The organism is Streptomyces triculaminicus (assembly GCF_017349075.1).
GTDB lineage: Bacteria > Actinomycetota > Actinomycetes > Streptomycetales > Streptomycetaceae > Streptomyces > Streptomyces triculaminicus.
The window spans coordinates 813,990-830,674 of sequence record NZ_JAFMOF010000001.1 but is presented as its reverse complement, the minus strand read 5'-3'; the positions used below and the strand labels follow the sequence as shown (position 1 = coordinate 830,674).

Genomic DNA, 16,685 nt, shown 5'->3' with positions numbered 1-16,685 from the left:
CGCCAAGGAAAGTGAAAGGCCACAGACGTGACTGAGATCGAGATCGGGCGCGGCAAGCGCGGCCGCCGGGCGTACGCGTTCGACGACATCGCCGTCGTCCCGAGTCGCCGTACCCGCGACCCCAAGGAGGTCTCGATCGCCTGGCAGATCGACGCCTACCGCTTCGAGCTGCCGTTCCTGGCCGCCCCCATGGACTCGGTCGTCTCGCCCGAGACCGCCATCCGCATCGGTGAGCTGGGCGGCCTGGGCGTGCTGAACCTCGAGGGTCTGTGGACCCGCCACGAGGACCCGGAGCCGCTGCTCGCCGAGATCGCCGAACTGGACGAGACCGCCGCGACCAAGCGTCTCCAGGAGATCTACGCCGAGTCGATCAAGGAAGAGCTGATCGGGCAGCGCATCAAGGAGGTCCGCGACTCCGGTGTCGTGACCGCCGCCGCGCTCTCCCCGCAGCGCACCGCGCAGTTCTCCAAGGCCGTCGTCGACGCCGGCGTGGACATCTTCGTCATCCGCGGCACGACGGTCTCCGCCGAGCACGTCTCCGGCGCCTCCGAGCCGCTGAACCTGAAGCAGTTCATCTACGAGCTCGACGTGCCGGTCATCGTCGGCGGCTGCGCCACGTACACCGCCGCCCTGCACCTGATGCGGACCGGTGCCGCCGGTGTCCTCGTCGGCTTCGGCGGTGGCGCCGCGCACACCACCCGTAACGTCCTGGGCATCCAGGTCCCGATGGCGACCGCCGTCGCCGACGTCGCCGCCGCCCGCCGCGACTACATGGACGAGTCCGGCGGCCGCTACGTCCACGTCATCGCCGACGGTGGCGTGGGCTGGTCCGGCGACCTGCCCAAGGCCATCGCCTGCGGTGCCGACGCCGTGATGATGGGCTCCCCGCTCGCCCGCGCCACCGACGCGCCGGGCCGGGGCTTCCACTGGGGCATGGAGGCCGTCCACGAGGACGTGCCGCGCGGCAAGCGCATGAACCTGGGCACGGTCGGCTCCACCGAGGAGATCCTCACCGGTCCCTCGCACACCCCGGACGGCTCCATGAACATGTTCGGCGCCCTGCGCCGCGCCATGGCCACCACCGGCTACAGCGACCTGAAGGAGTTCCAGCGTGTCGAGGTGACGGTCGCTCCGTCGCAGCACGACAAGCGCTGACGCCTCGTCGGTGACTTCGCGCAGGGCCCGGGCCGCTTCGGCGGTCCGGGCCCTTTGCCGTGTCGCCTTGTCGTGACTGCGGGGGTTGTTCGCTCTGTTCGCTCCGTATAAAGGTTCGAGCATAGGGAATACTGGCGACTTATGGCGCAAAGCAAGTCGTTCAGCGGCAGGGACATGGGCATCGACCTCGGCACCGCCAACACGCTGGTGTATGTGCGGGGGAAGGGGGTGGTGCTCAACGAACCGTCGGTCGTCGCCGTCAACGCCGAGGACGGCAGCGTGCTGTCGGTCGGCTTCGAGGCCAAGGAGACCATCGGCCGCACGCCCTCGAACATCGTGGCCATCCGCCCGATGCGGGACGGCGTCATCGCCGACTTCGAGGTGGCCGAGCGGATGCTGCGGCACTTCATCAAGAAGGTCATGGGCAACCGCCGCTTCTCCCGGCCGCGCGTCGTGGTGTGCGTCCCGTCCGGCATCACGGGCGTCGAGCGTCGCGCCGTCATCGAGGCCGCGTCGCAGGCCGGAGCCCGTCAGGTGCACCTGGTCGAGGAGCCGATGGCGGCGGCGATCGGCGCGGGCCTGCCGGTCAGCGAGCCCACCGGCTGCATGGTCGTCGACATCGGCGGCGGCACCACCGAGGTCGCCGTGATCTCCCTGGGCGGCATCGTCACCGCGCGCTCGGTGCGGACGGCCGGCGACGCGATGGACGCGGCGATCATGTCGTACATCAAGAAGGAGTACGCCCTCGCGATCGGTGAACGCACCGCCGAGGAGATCAAGATGAGCATCGGCTCGGCCTCGCCCACCGGCTACTCGTCGTCGGACGCGGCCGGCGGCGACCCGGAGGAGACCCAGGGCCTGCGGCCCGGGGACCGGCTCACCATCCGGGGCCGCGACCAGGTCAGCGGCCTGCCCAAGACGCTGGAGCTGACCGCCGACGAGATCCGGCACGCCCTGACCGAGCCGGTGGACGCGATCGTGATGGCCGTGCGCCAGACCCTCGACGAGACGCCGCCCGAGCTGTCCGGCGACATCATGGACCGCGGCATCGTCCTGACCGGCGGCGGCGCGTTGCTGCGCGGCCTCGACGTGCGGCTGAGCCAGGAGCTCGACATTCCGGTGATCGTCGCCGACGAGCCGCTCGACTGCGTGGCCGTCGGCACCGGGCGTTGCGTGGAGAACTTCGCCTCGCTGCGCACGGTCCTGGACGCGCAGCCCCGGATGCTGTCGGGACGGCTGTAGGGGCGGCTGTAGGGACGGGCTTTCGACAGGCCGTACAACCCCAGGCCTAGAGCCGGTGGGCGCCGGCGGGGCTCGCGCCGCGGGTGTCCAGCAGGAGCTGGGCCTTGACCGTGAGCCCCTGCAGGTCGTACGAGCGGTGGTGCTGGAGAAGCACCGTCAGGTCGGCGGCGGCAGCGGCCTCCAGCGGGCAGTCGGCTCGGGGCACGGGCTGGCCCAGGACGCGCCACTGCGGCACGTGCGGGTCGTGGTACCTCAGCTGGGCGCCCATCTCCGTCAGCCGGGCGGCGATCTCCCGGGCGGGCGAGCCCTCCTGGTCGCCCAGGTCGGCCTTGTAGCCGACGCCCAGCAGCAGCACGCGGGCCCCGCGCGCGGACTTGCCGTGCTCGTTGAGCAGGGTGGCGCAGCGCTGGATGACGTAGCGCGGCATCCGGCCGTTGACCTCCTGCGCCAGCTCCACCATGCGCAGCGGGTAGCCGAGGCTGCGGCCCCTGTAGGAGATGTAGTTGGGGTCGATGGGCACCCCGTGGCCGCCCACGCCCGGGCCCGGGCGGAAGGCCTGGAAGCCGAACGGCTTGGTCTCGGCGCAGCGCACGACGTCCCAGAGGTCGACGCCGATGTCGTGGCAGAAGACGGCCATCTCGTTGGCGAGCGCGATGTTGACGTGCCGGTAGTTGGTCTCCAGCACCTTGACCGCCTCGGCCTCCCGGGGGCCGCGCGCGCGGACGACGCGTTCGCAGATGCGTCCGTAGAAGGCGGCCGCGGCCTCCGTGCAGGCCGGGGTGAGGCCGCCGATGACCTTGGGGGTGTTGGTGTAGCCGTACTCGCGGTTGCCGGGGTCGAGGCGGCTGGGGGAGTAGGCGAGGTGGAAGTCCTTGCCGGCGCGCAGGCCGGAGCCCTCCTCGAGGATGGGGCGGAGGTAGTCCTCCGTGGTGCCGGGGTAGACGGCGGACTCCAGGAGCACGGTGGTGCGCGGGCGCAGCCGGGCCGCGAGGGCACGGGCGGCCTCGCCGATGGGGCTCAGGTCCAGCGCCCGGTCCTCGCCGAGCCGGGTGGGGGCGCAGATCACGGCCGTACGCACCCTGCCGAGCTCGGCGTCCTCGGTCGTGGCGCGGAAGCCGGCCGAGAGCATGCGGCGGATGCCGGCGGCGGTCAGGGATCCGTCGCAGACCTCGGAGGGGACGCGGCCGGCCCGCAGCTCGGCGACCCTCCGGGGGTCGGTGTCGTAGCCGACGGTGGCGATGGCGGCGGCGGTGGCGGCCTGGGCGAGGGGCAGTCCCAGGTGGCCGAGACCGATGACGGCGAGATCTGCGGGCATAGGGGGAGGCGGTCCTTCCCGGAGGGGATTACCGGCGGGTTTCCGGCGGGTAGGCCGTTACATCAGGTTAGGCGGATATATGACTGTTTTCCGGTATTGCCGTGGGAGAGTCGGTGCCGCGCCGGGGTGGTGACGCGGTTCCGGCGCGGCCCGCACGGCGGATCTGGGGCAGCATCGAAGGAGGACGGGTGCCCGCCCGGCGCGGCGAGGGAGCGACGGGCGGCGTGCGGCGGCGGCAGTGACGGGTCACCGGCAACGACGGCGAGAGCGGTCAGGCGGGAGGCAATGGTGAGGACGGCGACACTCGGTCCGGCCGAGCGCGGTGAGGCGCTCGCCCGGATGGCGGAGCGGGAACTGGACATCCTGGTGGTCGGCGCCGGCGTCGTCGGCGCGGGCACCGCGCTGGACGCGGCCACGCGCGGGCTCACGACCGGGCTCGTCGAGGCGCGCGACTGGGCCGCGGGCACCTCCAGCCGGTCCAGCAAGCTCATCCACGGCGGCCTGCGCTACCTGGAGATGCTGGACTTCGCCCTGGTGCGCGAGGCCCTGAAGGAGCGCGGCCTGCTGCTGCAGCGGCTCGCCCCGCACCTGGTGAAGCCCGTGCCCTTCCTCTACCCGCTCCAGCACAGAGGCTGGGAGCGCTTCTACGCCGGGTCGGGCGTGGCCCTCTACGACGCGATGTCCGTCTCCTCCGGCCATGGCCGCGGCCTGCCCACGCACCGTCACCTCACCCGCAGGAAGGCGCTGAGCGTCGCGCCGTGCCTGCGCAAGGACGCCCTGATCGGCGCCCTGCAGTACTACGACGCCCAGATGGACGACGCGCGCTACGTCACCACCCTCGTGCGCACGGCCGCCGCCTACGGCGCCGACGTCGCCAACCGGGCGCGGGTCGTGGGCTTCCTGCGCGAGGGCGAGCGCGTGGTCGGGGTGCGCGTACGGGACCTGGAACAGGGCGGCGAATTCGAGGTCCGCGCCCGCCAGATCGTCAACGCCACCGGAGTGTGGACGGACGACACCCAGCAGCTCATCGCCGAACGCGGACAGTTCCACGTACGCGCCTCCAAGGGCATCCACCTGGTCGTGCCCAAGGACCGCATCCACTCCACCACGGGCCTGATCCTGCGCACGGAGAAGAGCGTGCTCTTCGTGATCCCCTGGGGCAGGCACTGGATCATCGGCACCACGGACACCGACTGGGACCTGGACAAGGCCCACCCCGCCGCCTCCAGCGCCGACATCGACTACCTGCTGGAGCACGTGAACTCCGTGCTCGCGGTCCCCCTGACGCGCGACGACGTGCAGGGCGTCTACGCGGGGCTGCGCCCGCTGCTGGCCGGCGAGTCGGACGCCACCAGCAAGCTCTCACGAGAGCACACCGTGGCCCATCCGGTGCCCGGGCTCGTGGTCGTGGCGGGCGGCAAGTACACCACGTACCGCGTGATGGCGAAGGACGCCGTGGACGAGGCGGTGCACGGGCTCGCCCAGCGGGTGGCGGACTGCGTCACGGAGGACGTCCCCCTGGTGGGCGCCGAGGGCTACCGCGCGCTGTGGAACGGCCGCGCCCAGCTCGCGCGGCGCACGGGCCTGCACGTGGCCCGCGTGGAGCACCTGCTCAACCGCTACGGCTCGCTGGTGGACGAGGTGCTCTCCTACGTCCTGGCCGACCCCGCGCTCGGCGAGCCGCTGACCGGGGCCGAGGACTATCTGCGCGCGGAGGTCGTCTACGCCGCCTCGCACGAGGGGGCGCGCCATCTCGACGACGTCCTCACGCGGCGGACACGGATCTCGATCGAGACCTTCGACCGGGGGACGCGCAGCGCCCGGGAGACCGCCGAGCTCATCGCGCCCGTGCTGGGCTGGGACGCGGCGCAGGTCGACAAGGAGGTCGAGCACTACGAGAAGCGCGTGGAGGCCGAGCGCGAGTCGCAGCGGCAGCCCGACGACCTGACGGCGGACGCGGCCCGGCTGGGGGCGCCGGAGATCCAGCCGGTCTAGCCGGTCCGGCCGGTGCGGTGGGTGGGGCAGAACGCCGTGCTCAGGAGCTTCGCTTCGGCCGTCCGGGAGATGTCCGCGTCGCTGTTGGCGCGGTAGCTGACCACACGTCGGCCGTCGGCGGTGGCGAGGGTCTGTACGTACGAGCCGTTGATCTCGCCGTTGTGCCCCCACACCGTGCGCCGGCAGGGCAGCCGGACGGGGAACAGGCCCAGGCCGTACCGGCCGCCGGACGCCGTGGTGTCCCGCATGGCCCGCAGCTGCGCCGGGGGCAGCAGGCCCCCGCCGAGCAGGGCAGCGAAGAAACGGTTGAGGTCGGGGAGGGTGGAGACCAGCTCGCCCGCGGCGCCCGCGGCGGACGGGTTGAGGTCCGTGACGTCGGTGACCCCGTCGTCCCGGCCGGGGCCTGACGGGCTGTACGCCCGGCCGTGCGGGGCGGGGAGCGTGGTCCGGACGCCGGGGAAGCTGGTGCCGGTGAGGCGCAGGGGGGTGATGACCCGGTGCCGGGCCTCGGTGGCGTAGGACCGTCCGGTGACCTGACGGATGACCATGCCGAGGAGGAGGTAGTCGGTGTTGGAGTAGCGGTAGCCGCTGCCGGGCGGCGCGTACGCGGGGTGGGCGAGCGCGGTCCGCAGCAGGGTGCCGGCGGTGTGGCGCTCGTAGCGGTGGGCGGCGAAGCCGGCGCCGAAGACGCGACCGAAGAAGGCGCTGTCGTCGGTGTAGGAGAAAAGGCCGCTGGTGTGCCCGAGGAGTTGGCGGACCGTGACCGGGCGGTCGTGTTCCGGGAGGTCGTGCCCTGGGCGTTCGTATTCCGAGCGATCGGGCCCTGAGCGGCGCAGGGCGGCTGCCGCGTCGGCCGGGAGGTGGCGGGTGACCGGATCGTCCAGATCGAGCCGGTGTTCGGCCACGAGCTGGAGGACGACGGTGGCGATGACCGTCTTGGTGATGCTCCCGGCGCGGAAGCGGTCGGTGGGAAGGATGCGGCGTCCGGTACGGACGTCCGCGACGCCCGCCGTGGTGAACCGGACCGCCCCATGAGCGTCTTGTGACAGCTCGGCCGCGCCGGGAACCGTACGTTCCGAAACGAGGTCCTCTACAGGGGAGCGGGCGACGGCGCCACCGCCTCCCGTCGTCACCGAAACCGCCACGGCGCAGCTCAGCGCGGCCATGGCCGCCGTGAGGCGTGGGAAGGCGGCACGCGTCGGCATGCGCTTATCATCCATGGCCTCTCGGACCCTGGCCTTCCGCCGGTCCGCGGATGAGAGACAATGGTCGCTCTGCCAGGGTCGGTTGGTCGCAGAGCTGATTGCCAGAGGGGACGCATGTCGGAGGCGGAGCAGACGCAGGGCACGGCAGGGCGCCTCCTCGCCGGGCGGTACCGCCTCGGGGACGTCCTCGGGCGTGGTGGCATGGGCACGGTCTGGCGGGCTACGGACGAGACCCTGGGCCGAGTGGTCGCGGTGAAGGAGCTGCGCTTCCCGGCCAACATCGACGAGGACGAGAAGCGCCGCCTCATCACGCGCACGCTGCGTGAGGCGAAGGCCATTGCCCGCATCCGCAGCGCCGGCGCGGTCACGGTCTACGACGTCGTGCACGAGGACGACCGTCCGTGGATCGTCATGGAGCTCATCGAGGGCCGCTCCCTCGCCGACGTCATCCGCGAGGACGGGCCGCTGAAGTGGCGCAGAGCCGCCGAGGTGGGTCTCGCCGTGCTCGACGTGCTGCGCGCCGCGCACCGCGAGGGCATCCTGCACCGCGACGTGAAGCCGTCCAACGTCCTCATCGCCGACGACGGCCGTGTCGTCCTCACCGACTTCGGCATCGCCCAGGTCGAGGGCGACCCGTCGGTCACCTCGACCGGCATGCTGGTCGGCGCCCCCTCGTACATATCCCCCGAACGGGCCCGCGGCCAGAAGCCCGGCCCCCCGGCCGACCTGTGGTCCCTGGGCGGCCTGCTCTACGCCGCCGTCGAGGGCGTTCCGCCCTACGACAAGGGCTCGGCCATAGCGACCCTCACCGCCGTCATGACGGAGCCCCTGGGGCCGCCGCGCAACGCCGGGCCGCTGGCCGAGGTGATGTACGGACTGCTCGCCAAGGACCCGCAGAAGCGGCTCGACGAGGCCGGCGCGCGGGCGCTGCTCACCGACGCCGTCAACGCCCCGGACGAGCGCCTGCCCAAGCCTCCGGAGCCCGTCACCCCCGACCTGGACGCCACCCAGGCCATCGCCGTTCCGGTCATACCGGAGAAGCCCTCCGCCTCGTCCTTCCGCTCGTCGTCCAAGGCGAAGAGGGACGACTACGGCTACGGCGGCCGTTCGTCGTCGGCGTCCTCATCGGCCCCGTCCACGGGCTCCTCGTCCGGACGGTCCTCCTCCCGGTCCTCGTACTCGGCCTCCGCCGGCGGGGCGCGCCCCGGCGACGCGGCCACCGAACGGACCCGCGGCGCCTTCCGCCCCCTGCGGGACGACACCCCCTCGAGCTCGTCCGTCACGGCCGACCCGGAGGGGTCGGACCAGCCCGTGCGGCTGCGCGTGGGGAGCGTCGCCGCCAACGCCCGCAGCAACCGTGGCGGGCGCGTCACGACGTACGGCCGTGCGTCGATCACCGACGTCGTACCGCGCCGCGTCCTGCTCGTCGCGGCGGTCGTCGTCGTGCTGGCCGTCATCGGCACCGTCCTCGCCCTCGCCCTGAGCGGCGAGGACAAGGGCGACAACGGCAAGAGCGGCTCCACCCCGCACAAGAAGGCCTCGGTCTCCGTCTCCGTCCCCGTCGTGGCACCCCTGGACGGGGTCGGGGCGTACGAAGAGTAGGACGGCGCCCGCGGATCGTTCCGCGCGCAAACGGACGGCGCGAACAGCGTGAACCGGCCCGCCCTCCCCGCGGGAGCCGCCCCCGAGGCATACCCGTTGCCGGGCCGGGGGACGTACTGAGCCGTACGGGCCCGAAGGGGCGGGTTCGGCACGTATCGTGAGTCCTCGTGGACCGTACGCAGCCGCAATAAGCAGTGGAACGACCGGCTTTGACGGTTGTTCGGGCAATGGTGGTGGATCGCACGTTTGGGCGGATCGCACGATTGGGGAGGCGTCGTGGACGACTACGCGGGCCGGGTGCTCGCCGACCGCTACCGCCTTCCGTTGCCACCTTCCGAGGCGTTCGACCTCGTGGAGACCCGGGCCTTCGACACATACAGCGGTCAGGAGGTCCTGGTCCGGCAGATCCCCCTGCCGGAGGTCGTGGACGCCGAGGTCGTCGGCGACGGGAAGCCGTACGGCGGGGCAGGGCCCCGGGGCGGCGGCAGAGCGGGGAGCGCAGGCACGGGGCGTGGCGGCGCCGACCCCGCGGTGCGCCGTGCGCTGGCGGCCGCGACCGCCGCCGCGCAGGTTCCCGACCACCCTCGGCTCGACCAGGTCTTCCACGTCTTCGCCGAGGCCGGCAGCCTCTGGATCGTCAGCGAACTGGTCTCCGCCCGCCCCCTCGCCGCTCTCCTCGCCGAGCGCACCCTCTCCCCGCACCGCGCCGCCGAGGTGGCCGCCGACGTCCTCGCCGCCCTGCGCGCGCTGCACTCCCAGGGCTGGACCCACCGCAACATCACCGCCCGCACGGTCCTCATCTGCGACGACGGCCGCGCCATCCTCACCGGCCTGGCCGCCGGCGCGGCCGAGGAGGCGCTGTGCGGCTACGACCCCGTCCCCGGCCCCCGGCGGCCCGGCGTCCCCGTACGCCCCGGGCCAGGGCGGCGCCGTCCTGCCGCGTCAGGGCGTGCCGGGTGCCGCGGGCAGCGGACCGGCCGCAGGGCGCGGGGCCGGCGTTCAGGGCGGTGCGGCCGGTGGCGGCTCCGGCACCAGGCCGGGCAGTGGGGCCGGAGGGAAGACGGCCGGTGTGCCGCCGCAGGGCGGCCCCGCCTACCGGGACCAGGGACCGGCGGGCCCCGCCGCGCGCACCGACGCCGCCGGCGGTGGCCCGAACGCACCCCAGAGCTCTCGGGCCGTACGCTCCGGAGCCATCGCCGCCTACCACGCGGCGGCCCGTGCCGCCGCGCGCGCGGCCGCCGAGAACGGCTCCACGCCGTCGACCGGGGCGTCCACCTGGGGCGGCGGCAGCGCCGCCAGCGGCACGGCGCCCGCGCCCGACGCCACGCCGCCGTGGAGCGCGGGATCCCTGGTGCACGGCCCGCCCTCGAGCCGCGACGCGCGCCCCGGCAACGCCGCCCCGCCGTCGGCGGGCGTCCGGCCCGACAGGCCCGGGGCCCCGGATGCGGCCGCGCCGGGGAAGGCCCGGCCCGGCGGCGAGTCGGCTGTCCCTTCCGCCACTCCTGCCGCTCCCTCTGCTTCCGCCGTCCGGCCCTCCGGCGAGAGCTGGGGCCCGCCCGCCGGCCCCGGCAGCGCCCTCGACGCCGAACGGACCCGGCAGGCGCGCATGGTCGTCGTCGGCGCCGTCACCGAGCGCTGGGCACCGGAACAGGCCTGGCCGGTGCGGGAGAACTGGCAGCTCGCGCCGCCCGTGGGCCCCGCCGCCGACCTGTGGGCGCTGGGCGCCCTGCTCTTCCGCGTCGTCCAGGGCCACGCCCCCTACCCCGAGGAGAGCACCGCCGAGCTCGTCCAGGTCGTCTGCGCGGAGCCGCCCGCGTACGCCGAGGAGTGCGGCGCCCTGCGTCCCGTCGTCGAATCACTGATGCGCAAGGACCCGGGCGAGCGGCCGGAGTTCGAGGAGCTCCGTGGCTGGCTCCGCTCGCTGATCCGCTCGGCCCCGGAACCGGACATCGGCAGCCGTACGGTCACCGTGCCGTCGATCGGCCCCGCTGCGCCGACCGACGTGCGCCGCCTGCCGGTGGTCCGGCGACGCGGTGAGGTGGCCCGCCGCCGCGGCCGTACCTCCGCCGCCGGCCCGGCGGCGCCGGGCGGTCACGGGCGCCACAAGCGGACGGCCAAGGAGCGGGGCGGAGCCGCGCAGAGCCACGGCCACGGCGGCTTCACCACGGGACACCTGCAGGAGCAGTTCGTGGGCACCGCGCCCTCCCCGCAACGCCTGGGACGGCTGCTGCTGGGCCTGATCCTGCTCGCCCTGATCGGAGCCGTGCTCTACGCCCTGCTGTTCATGCCGCGAACGGACGAGAGCGCGGGCGGGGCCCCGGCCGACCGTACCGGCACCGCCGGAGCGCTGAGCGCGGCCACCGGCAGCCCCGCCGCCGCCGAAGGCCGGAGCGGCCGTGCCACCGCCACCGGTGCCCAGGAGGAACGGACCGAGGGGACCGGCAGCCTCCCCAAGGAATTCGCCCTGCGCAAGGACCCCAGGGGATTCAGCGTGGCCGTGGCGGAGGACTGGCGGCGGCGCGGCGAGAACGAACGCGGCCAGGTCGTCTACGTCGGCGGGGACTACGAGCTGATCATCGTGCCCGGCCGGGACAAGGTCGCGGAGTTCGGCAGCGACCCGATGGCCTACCAGCAGGACAAGGAGCCCGAGCTCGCCCCCTACCGGTCCTCCTCCTGGTCCGGCTCCTCCGGCCTGCGCCGCGGCGACGTCGGCGGCTCGGCGACCGCCGAGGGCGCCTTCAACTGGAACGACAGCAGCGGCCGTCAGGTCTACGTACGCAACGCCGCCATGATCCTTTCGGGCCGCTATCACCTCGTGCAGGTCAGGGGCCCGATGGACGAACAGCGCTCGGTCGACGCCTTCTTCGAGCGGGCCAGGGACACCTACCGCGCCCAGGAATGAGTCTGCTGCGGTAACTGAGCCAGGCGGTCAGGGTGATCAGCCGGAGAAGCGCTCGCGCAGCTGGTACTTGAGCACCTTGCGAAGGGTGTCGTTGCGCGGCAGTTCCTCCACGAGCTCCAGCTGCTCGGGGAGCTTGTGCACCGCCAGCCCGGCGGCCCGCAGGTGGGTCGTCACGGCGTCGAGGGTCAGCGGCTCGGCCGCCGGGGGCTGCTGGACGACCGCGCAGACGCGTTCCCCCCGGGCGGGGTCGGGCAGACCGATGACGGCGACGTCCGCCACGCCCGGATGACCGTGGAGCAGCTGCTCGATCTCCAGCGCGGAGACGTTCTCGCCCTTGCGGATGATGATGTCCTTCGTGCGCCCGGTGAGCACGAGGTACCCGTCCTCGGTGAGGTGTCCGAGGTCGCCGGTGATGAGCCGGCCGTCCGCGTCGAACGCCTCGGCGGTGCGCTCCGGGTCGAGGTACCCCTGGCACACGGCTTCGCCCCGCAGCCGTACCTCCCCCTCGACGCCGGCCGGCACCGGGCGTCCGTCCGCGCCCACGACGCTGATCTCCATCCCGGCGGGAGGACGCCCCTCCGTGGTGGCCAGCCTGTCCGGGGGATCGTCCGGGGAGCCCATCGTGATCATGGGCGCCTCCGTCATGCCGTAGCCGTGGGCCAGGACGCACCCCAGCTCGCGGACGACCTCGTCGTACAGCCCCGGCGGCCGGGGCGCGCCCCCGCCCGCCAGGAGCCGGAGGGTGGGGATCAGCCTGCGGGTGGGGTCCTTGCGCTGTTCGGCGAGGAACATCGCGTAGAAGGCGGTCGAGCCGCCCGCCATGGTCACGCCGTGCCGCCGGTACGCGCCGAGCGACTCCGGCAGGGCGAAGTGCTCCAGCAGGAGGGAGGGGATGCCCTCGAGGAGCGTCATCACCGTGTAGTCGGGGCCGGCCACGTGCGCGTAGGGGAAGGCCATGGAACCCACGTCGTCGGGCGTGAGGCCGAGGGCGTCGGCGAGGCAGGATCCGGCGGCGATGAGGCCCCGGTCCGTGTGGAGGGCGCCCTTGGGGGCGGAGGTCGTGCCGGACGTCCAGTACACCCAGCGGACCTCCGTGCCGTCGGCGGGCGGCGGCGGGAGAACCGTGGCGTCGGCCTCGGGGAGGGTGCCGTGGACGGTGAGGACCAGGGGCCGGGCGGCCAGGGTGGGGGTGAGACGGCGGGCCATCGCGAGGTGGTCGAACCCGCGCCACACCCCTGGCACCACGAAGACCTGGGCCCCAGTGGCCCGCAGGGCGTGGCCGACCTCCCGGTCGCGGCAGGAGGGGATGAGGGGCGTCTGCAGGGCGCCCAGCCGGGCCAGCGCGAACGTCAGGACGACGGTCTCGATGCGCGTGGGCAGCTGCCAGGCCACCCGGCTCCCGGGCCGCACCCCCAGGAGGTGGAGCCACGCCGCGACACGTTCCGCCCGGGCCCGCAGGTCGCCGAACGTCAGGCTCCGGTCGCCGTCGGCTTCGCCGGCACGTCCGCCCATGGGGCCCCGGGTGGGTTCGCCGGCCTGGATCAGCGCGAGCGCCCGTGGTGTGAGGGCGGCACGGCGGTCCAGCAGCTCCCACAGGGCGCGTGAGCCGGCCAGTTCGTGTGCGGTGCCGGACAGCATCGCGGCCCCCCTCCTCGAGATGACGCATCGTCACATCCGCCGGGAGCGTAGGCCCACACGCCTTGTCGGTCCAGGGGGTGCGGTCTAGCCTCGCTATAACTGACGGAACGTCAGATGTGGAGGGAGTCCCCATGGACCTGCCGCGCATCGTCAGCGTCGACGACCATGTCATCGAGCCCGCCCACCTCTTCGAGACCTGGCTGCCGGCCAAGTACCGCGACCGCGGCCCCCGGCCCCTGACCCACGGCATCGGCGAGCTGCGGTACATCGGCGGCGCGTACCGGCTCACCATGGACCCCGACGGGCCGCCGGCCGACTGGTGGATCTACGAGGACCTCCGCTTCCCGTACAAGCGCACCATCGCCGCCGTCGGATTCGACCGCGACGACATGACCCTCGAGGGCATCACCCGCGAGGAGATGCGGCCCGGCTGCTGGGATCCCGCGGAACGCCTGAAGGACATGGACCTCAACCACGTCGAGGCATCCCTGTGCTTCCCGACCTTCCCCCGCTTCTGCGGCCAGACCTTCGCCGAGGCGCACGACAAGGAGGTGGCCCTCGCGTGTGTCCGCGCCTACAACGACTGGATGGTCGAGGAGTGGTGCGGCGACAGCGGCGGGCGGCTCATCCCCCTGTGCATCGTCCCGCTCTGGGACGTCGGCCTCGCCGTCGCGGAGATCCGCCGGAACGCTGCCCGTGGCGTCCGCGCCATGACCTTCAGCGAGCTCCCCACCCACCTGGGTCTGCCCAGCATCCACACGGGCTACTGGGATCCCCTCTTCGCCGCCTGCCAGGAGACCGGCACCGTCGTCAACATGCACATCGGCTCCTCCTCGCAGATGCCCGCCGCCTCCCCCGACGCACCGGCCGCCGTCCAGGCGACCCTGTCCTTCAACAACGCCATGGCGTCGATGTCCGACTACCTCTTCAGCGGCGTCCTCGTCCGCTTCCCCCGGTTGAAACTCGCCTACAGCGAGGGCCAGATGGGCTGGATACCGTACGCCCTGGAGCGGGCGGACGACGTCTGGCGCGAGCACCGGGCCTGGGGCGGCGTGCGCGACCTGATCCCCGAACCGCCCTCCACGTACTACTACCGGCAGATCTTCTGCTGCTTCTTCCGCGACAAACACGGCATCGCGTCCCTCGACGCGGTGGGCCGCGACAACGCCACCTTCGAGACCGACTACCCCCACGTCGACTCCACCTTCCCGCACACCAAACAGGTGGCTCTCGACCACGTCCGCGGCCTGGACGAGGAAACCGTCCACAAGCTGATGCGAGGCAACGCCATCCGGATGCTCGGCCTGGACCTCGACGCGGCCCCGTCCCCGGACCCGATTTCGGAGCCGATTTCGGACTCGGTGCCGGCCCCGGAGCGCGGCGTCGGACCTGCGGACGTGTGACCGCTGTGGACCTCACCCGCACCCGCGAAGAGGAAGACTTCCGCCGCCGGCTGCGCGACTGGCTGCACAGGACGCTTCCCACCCTGCCCCCCAAGCCGTCCCCGGCCGACTGGCCCGCCCGGCGCGCCTACGACTGCGCCTGGCAGCGGGCACTGTACGACGCCGGATATGCGGGCCTGCACTGGCCGGCCGACGCGGGCGGACAGGGTGCCACCCCCACCCAGCACCTGATCTTCCTCGAGGAGACCGAGCTCGCGGGGGCGCCCTACGTGGGCGCCAACTTCGTCGGGCTGCTGCACGCCGGCCCCACCATCGCCGTGGAGGGCACCGCCACCCAGCGGGCCCGCTGGCTGCCACCCATCCTGCGCGGTGAGGAGGTCTGGTGCCAGGGCTTCTCGGAGCCCGAGGCCGGCTCCGACCTGGCCTCCCTGCGTACCCGCGCGGTCCGCGACGGGGACGCGTACGTCGTCACCGGCAGCAAGACATGGACCTCGCACGCGGAGGTCGCCGACTGGTGCGAGCTGCTCGTCCGCACCGACCTCTCGGCCCCCGGCCACCGGGGCCTGTCCTGGCTCGCGATGCGCATGGACGCCCCGGGGGTCACTGTCCGCCCGCTGCGCACCCTCGCCGGATCCACGGAATTCGCCGAGGTGTTCCTGGACGAGGTACGCGTGCCGGTCGCCCAGCGGGTCGGCGCGGAGAACGACGGCTGGCGCGTCACCATGGTCACCCTCTCCTTCGAGCGCGGCACCGCCTTCGCCGGAGAAGTCGTCGCCTGCCGACGCACCCTGGCCCTGCTCGCCCGCGCGGCACAGGAGAACGGACAATGGGAGGACGCTGCCCTGCGCCGCCGCCTCGGCCGCCTGAACGCCGAATTCACGGCCCTGTGGCGGCTCGCCCAGTGGAATGCGAGCGAGGCCGCTCACGCGTTGCGGACGGGTGGCCGTGGTGTACCGGGTGTGGGCGCCTCGGTCTTCAAGTTGCGCTATTCCCATGCCCGTCAGGACCTTTACGACGCGGCCGCCGAGGCTCTCGGCCCTCTGTCGCTCGACGCCGGCCATGAGTGGACCCTCGAGCGCCTCTCCTCCCTCTCGTACACCATCGCCGCCGGCACGTCCCAGATCCAGCAGAACATCATTGCCGAGCGCATCCTCGGACTTCCCAGAGGGCGGTGACAGCGATCATGGATTTCCGGCTGAGTGAGGACCAGCGGGCCCTGCGAGCGGGAATGCGCGATCTCCTGGCGGCGCGTTTTCCCCGAGAGAAGCTACGGAAGTCGGCCGAAGCCGATCCGGCGAAGCGGGCTCCTCTCGACCGCGCCCTGTGGCGGGAGTTGGGGGAGATCGGGATGTTCTCACTGCGCCTTTCGGAGAAGGAAGGGGGCGCCGGGCTCGGACTGCCCGAAGCGGTGCTCGTCTTCGAGGAAGCCGGCCGAGCCCTGCTGCCGGGCCCGCTGGCCGCCACGCACCTCGCCGCGGGGCTCGTGCCAGGTGCCGCGGACGGCGCGACGGTGGTGACGGCCCTGGAGGGAGACGGAGTCGTCGAGCAACTCGACGCGGCCGACGCCGTGCTGCTGCTCGAGGGCCCGACGGTCCGGGCGCTCCCGGTGGACGACGGGACGGGGGCCCTGGCAGCGGCCCGGCCCTTGCGATCGGTGGACCCGACCACCCCGCTCCACTACCTGCCGCCCGCCGATGAAGCCATGCAGGGGGCCGAAAGGGCGGGTCAGGCAAAGGGGTTGGCCGTCGGTCGTCTGTGCGGTGAGGCGGCGCTTCTGACCGCCGCCCAGCAACTCGGCAGCGCGGCCCGCACCCTGGAGATGGCCGTTGCCTACGTGAAGGTCCGCACCCAGTTCGCCAGGCCGATCGGAGCCTTCCAGGCCGTTCAGCATGTGTGCGCGCGCATGCTCGCGCGTACGGAAATCGCACGCAGTAGCGTCTATGCGGCCTCCTTGACGATGACGCTCGGTGACACATGTGCGGCCAAACTGCTCGCTGATGAGGCTGCTGTCCGTAATGCCCGTGACTGTTTGCAACTGCATGGAGGCTTGGGTTTCACCTGGGACGCCGATGTTCATCTCCATCTGAAGCGAGCATGGGTCCGGCAGGCTCAGTGGCAGTCGGCGGCGAAGGCCGAGGAGGCCCTGGCGGCGGCCCTCCTGGAAGACCCCGGGGATTGCATGACGGAAACCGCGAACCGAGCGAATGGGGCCGTGTAATCGGTGTGGG

At 72.9% G+C, this 16,685-nt stretch carries 9 protein-coding genes and 2 pseudogenes; 8 read left to right on the top strand and 3 right to left on the bottom strand.

Annotated features, from left to right (window positions below; genetic code table 11):
• Positions 1-27 precede the first annotated feature (27 nt).
• Together J1792_RS03775 and J1792_RS03770 are read left to right on the top strand one after the other, a co-directional pair.
• Positions 28-1,155 carry a GuaB3 family IMP dehydrogenase-related protein gene (locus J1792_RS03775; protein ID WP_207246669.1) on the top strand — a complete coding sequence of 376 codons (1,128 nt, stop codon included), beginning with the start codon at positions 28-30 and terminating at the stop codon, positions 1,153-1,155.
• 141 nt (positions 1,156-1,296) lie between these two features.
• Positions 1,297-2,397 (top strand): rod shape-determining protein, encoded by a 1,101-nt coding sequence (locus J1792_RS03770; RefSeq protein WP_086567120.1) that lies wholly within the window; start codon positions 1,297-1,299, stop codon positions 2,395-2,397.
• 46 nt (positions 2,398-2,443) lie between these two features.
• Here the strand turns inward: J1792_RS03770 and J1792_RS03765 are convergent, their stop codons facing one another.
• Entirely contained in the window at positions 2,444-3,712 is a 1,269-nt protein-coding gene (locus J1792_RS03765) for a nucleotide sugar dehydrogenase (protein ID WP_086567123.1), read from the bottom strand.
• Between the two features lie 288 nt (positions 3,713-4,000).
• Between J1792_RS03765 and J1792_RS03760 the strand changes: the two genes are divergently transcribed.
• A complete protein-coding gene (locus J1792_RS03760; RefSeq protein WP_207246668.1) occupies positions 4,001-5,707 on the top strand; it encodes a glycerol-3-phosphate dehydrogenase/oxidase in 1,707 nt (568 codons plus the stop codon).
• Here J1792_RS03760 and J1792_RS03755 read toward each other — a convergent pair.
• Positions 5,704-6,912, bottom strand: a complete 1,209-nt coding sequence (locus J1792_RS03755) for a serine hydrolase domain-containing protein (protein ID WP_086567124.1) — start codon at positions 6,910-6,912, stop codon at positions 5,704-5,706. The two genes, J1792_RS03760 and J1792_RS03755, sit on opposite strands and share 4 nt — an antisense overlap.
• 114 nt (positions 6,913-7,026) lie before the next feature.
• Between J1792_RS03755 and J1792_RS03750 the strand changes: the two are divergent.
• Both J1792_RS03750 and J1792_RS03745 read left to right on the top strand, forming a co-directional pair.
• Positions 7,027-7,933: pseudogene (locus J1792_RS03750) on the top strand (serine/threonine-protein kinase); the annotation flags it as partial.
• Positions 7,934-8,790: 857 nt separating this feature from the next.
• Positions 8,791-11,416: pseudogene (locus J1792_RS03745) on the top strand (serine/threonine kinase C-terminal domain-containing protein).
• 36 nt (positions 11,417-11,452) lie between these two features.
• Here the strand turns inward: J1792_RS03745 and J1792_RS03740 are convergent.
• Entirely contained in the window at positions 11,453-13,054 is a 1,602-nt protein-coding gene (locus tag J1792_RS03740; RefSeq protein ID WP_207246667.1) for a class I adenylate-forming enzyme family protein, read from the bottom strand.
• A 131-nt stretch (positions 13,055-13,185) separates the two neighbouring features.
• Here J1792_RS03740 and J1792_RS03735 point away from each other — a divergent pair, with 131 nt between their 5' ends.
• From J1792_RS03735 to J1792_RS03725, 3 genes are read left to right on the top strand one after another with little or no spacing between them, the layout of a single operon-like run.
• Entirely contained in the window at positions 13,186-14,457 is a 1,272-nt protein-coding gene (locus J1792_RS03735; protein WP_242645433.1) for an amidohydrolase family protein, read from the top strand.
• 5 nt (positions 14,458-14,462) lie between these two features.
• Positions 14,463-15,632 (top strand): acyl-CoA dehydrogenase family protein, encoded by a 1,170-nt coding sequence (locus J1792_RS03730; RefSeq protein WP_086574389.1) that lies wholly within the window; start codon positions 14,463-14,465, stop codon positions 15,630-15,632.
• An 8-nt stretch (positions 15,633-15,640) separates the two neighbouring features.
• Entirely contained in the window at positions 15,641-16,675 is a 1,035-nt protein-coding gene (locus tag J1792_RS03725; protein WP_207246666.1) for an acyl-CoA dehydrogenase family protein, read from the top strand.
• The last annotated feature ends 10 nt before the right edge of the window (positions 16,676-16,685 follow it).

Excerpts from the sequence above, each read along its gene's own strand:
- J1792_RS03770 (WP_086567120.1), top strand. The coding sequence starts at position 1,297 with ATGGCGCAAAGCAAGTCGTTCAGCGGCAGGGACATGGGCATCGACCTC.
- J1792_RS03765 (WP_086567123.1), bottom strand. The coding sequence starts at position 3,712 with ATGCCCGCAGATCTCGCCGTCATCGGTCTCGGCCACCTGGGACTGCCC.
- J1792_RS03755 (WP_086567124.1), bottom strand. The coding sequence starts at position 6,912 with ATGCCGACGCGTGCCGCCTTCCCACGCCTCACGGCGGCCATGGCCGCG.
- J1792_RS03740 (WP_207246667.1), bottom strand. The coding sequence starts at position 13,054 with ATGCTGTCCGGCACCGCACACGAACTGGCCGGCTCACGCGCCCTGTGG.
- J1792_RS03735 (WP_242645433.1), top strand. The coding sequence starts at position 13,186 with ATGGACCTGCCGCGCATCGTCAGCGTCGACGACCATGTCATCGAGCCC.
- J1792_RS03725 (WP_207246666.1), top strand. The coding sequence starts at position 15,641 with ATGGATTTCCGGCTGAGTGAGGACCAGCGGGCCCTGCGAGCGGGAATG.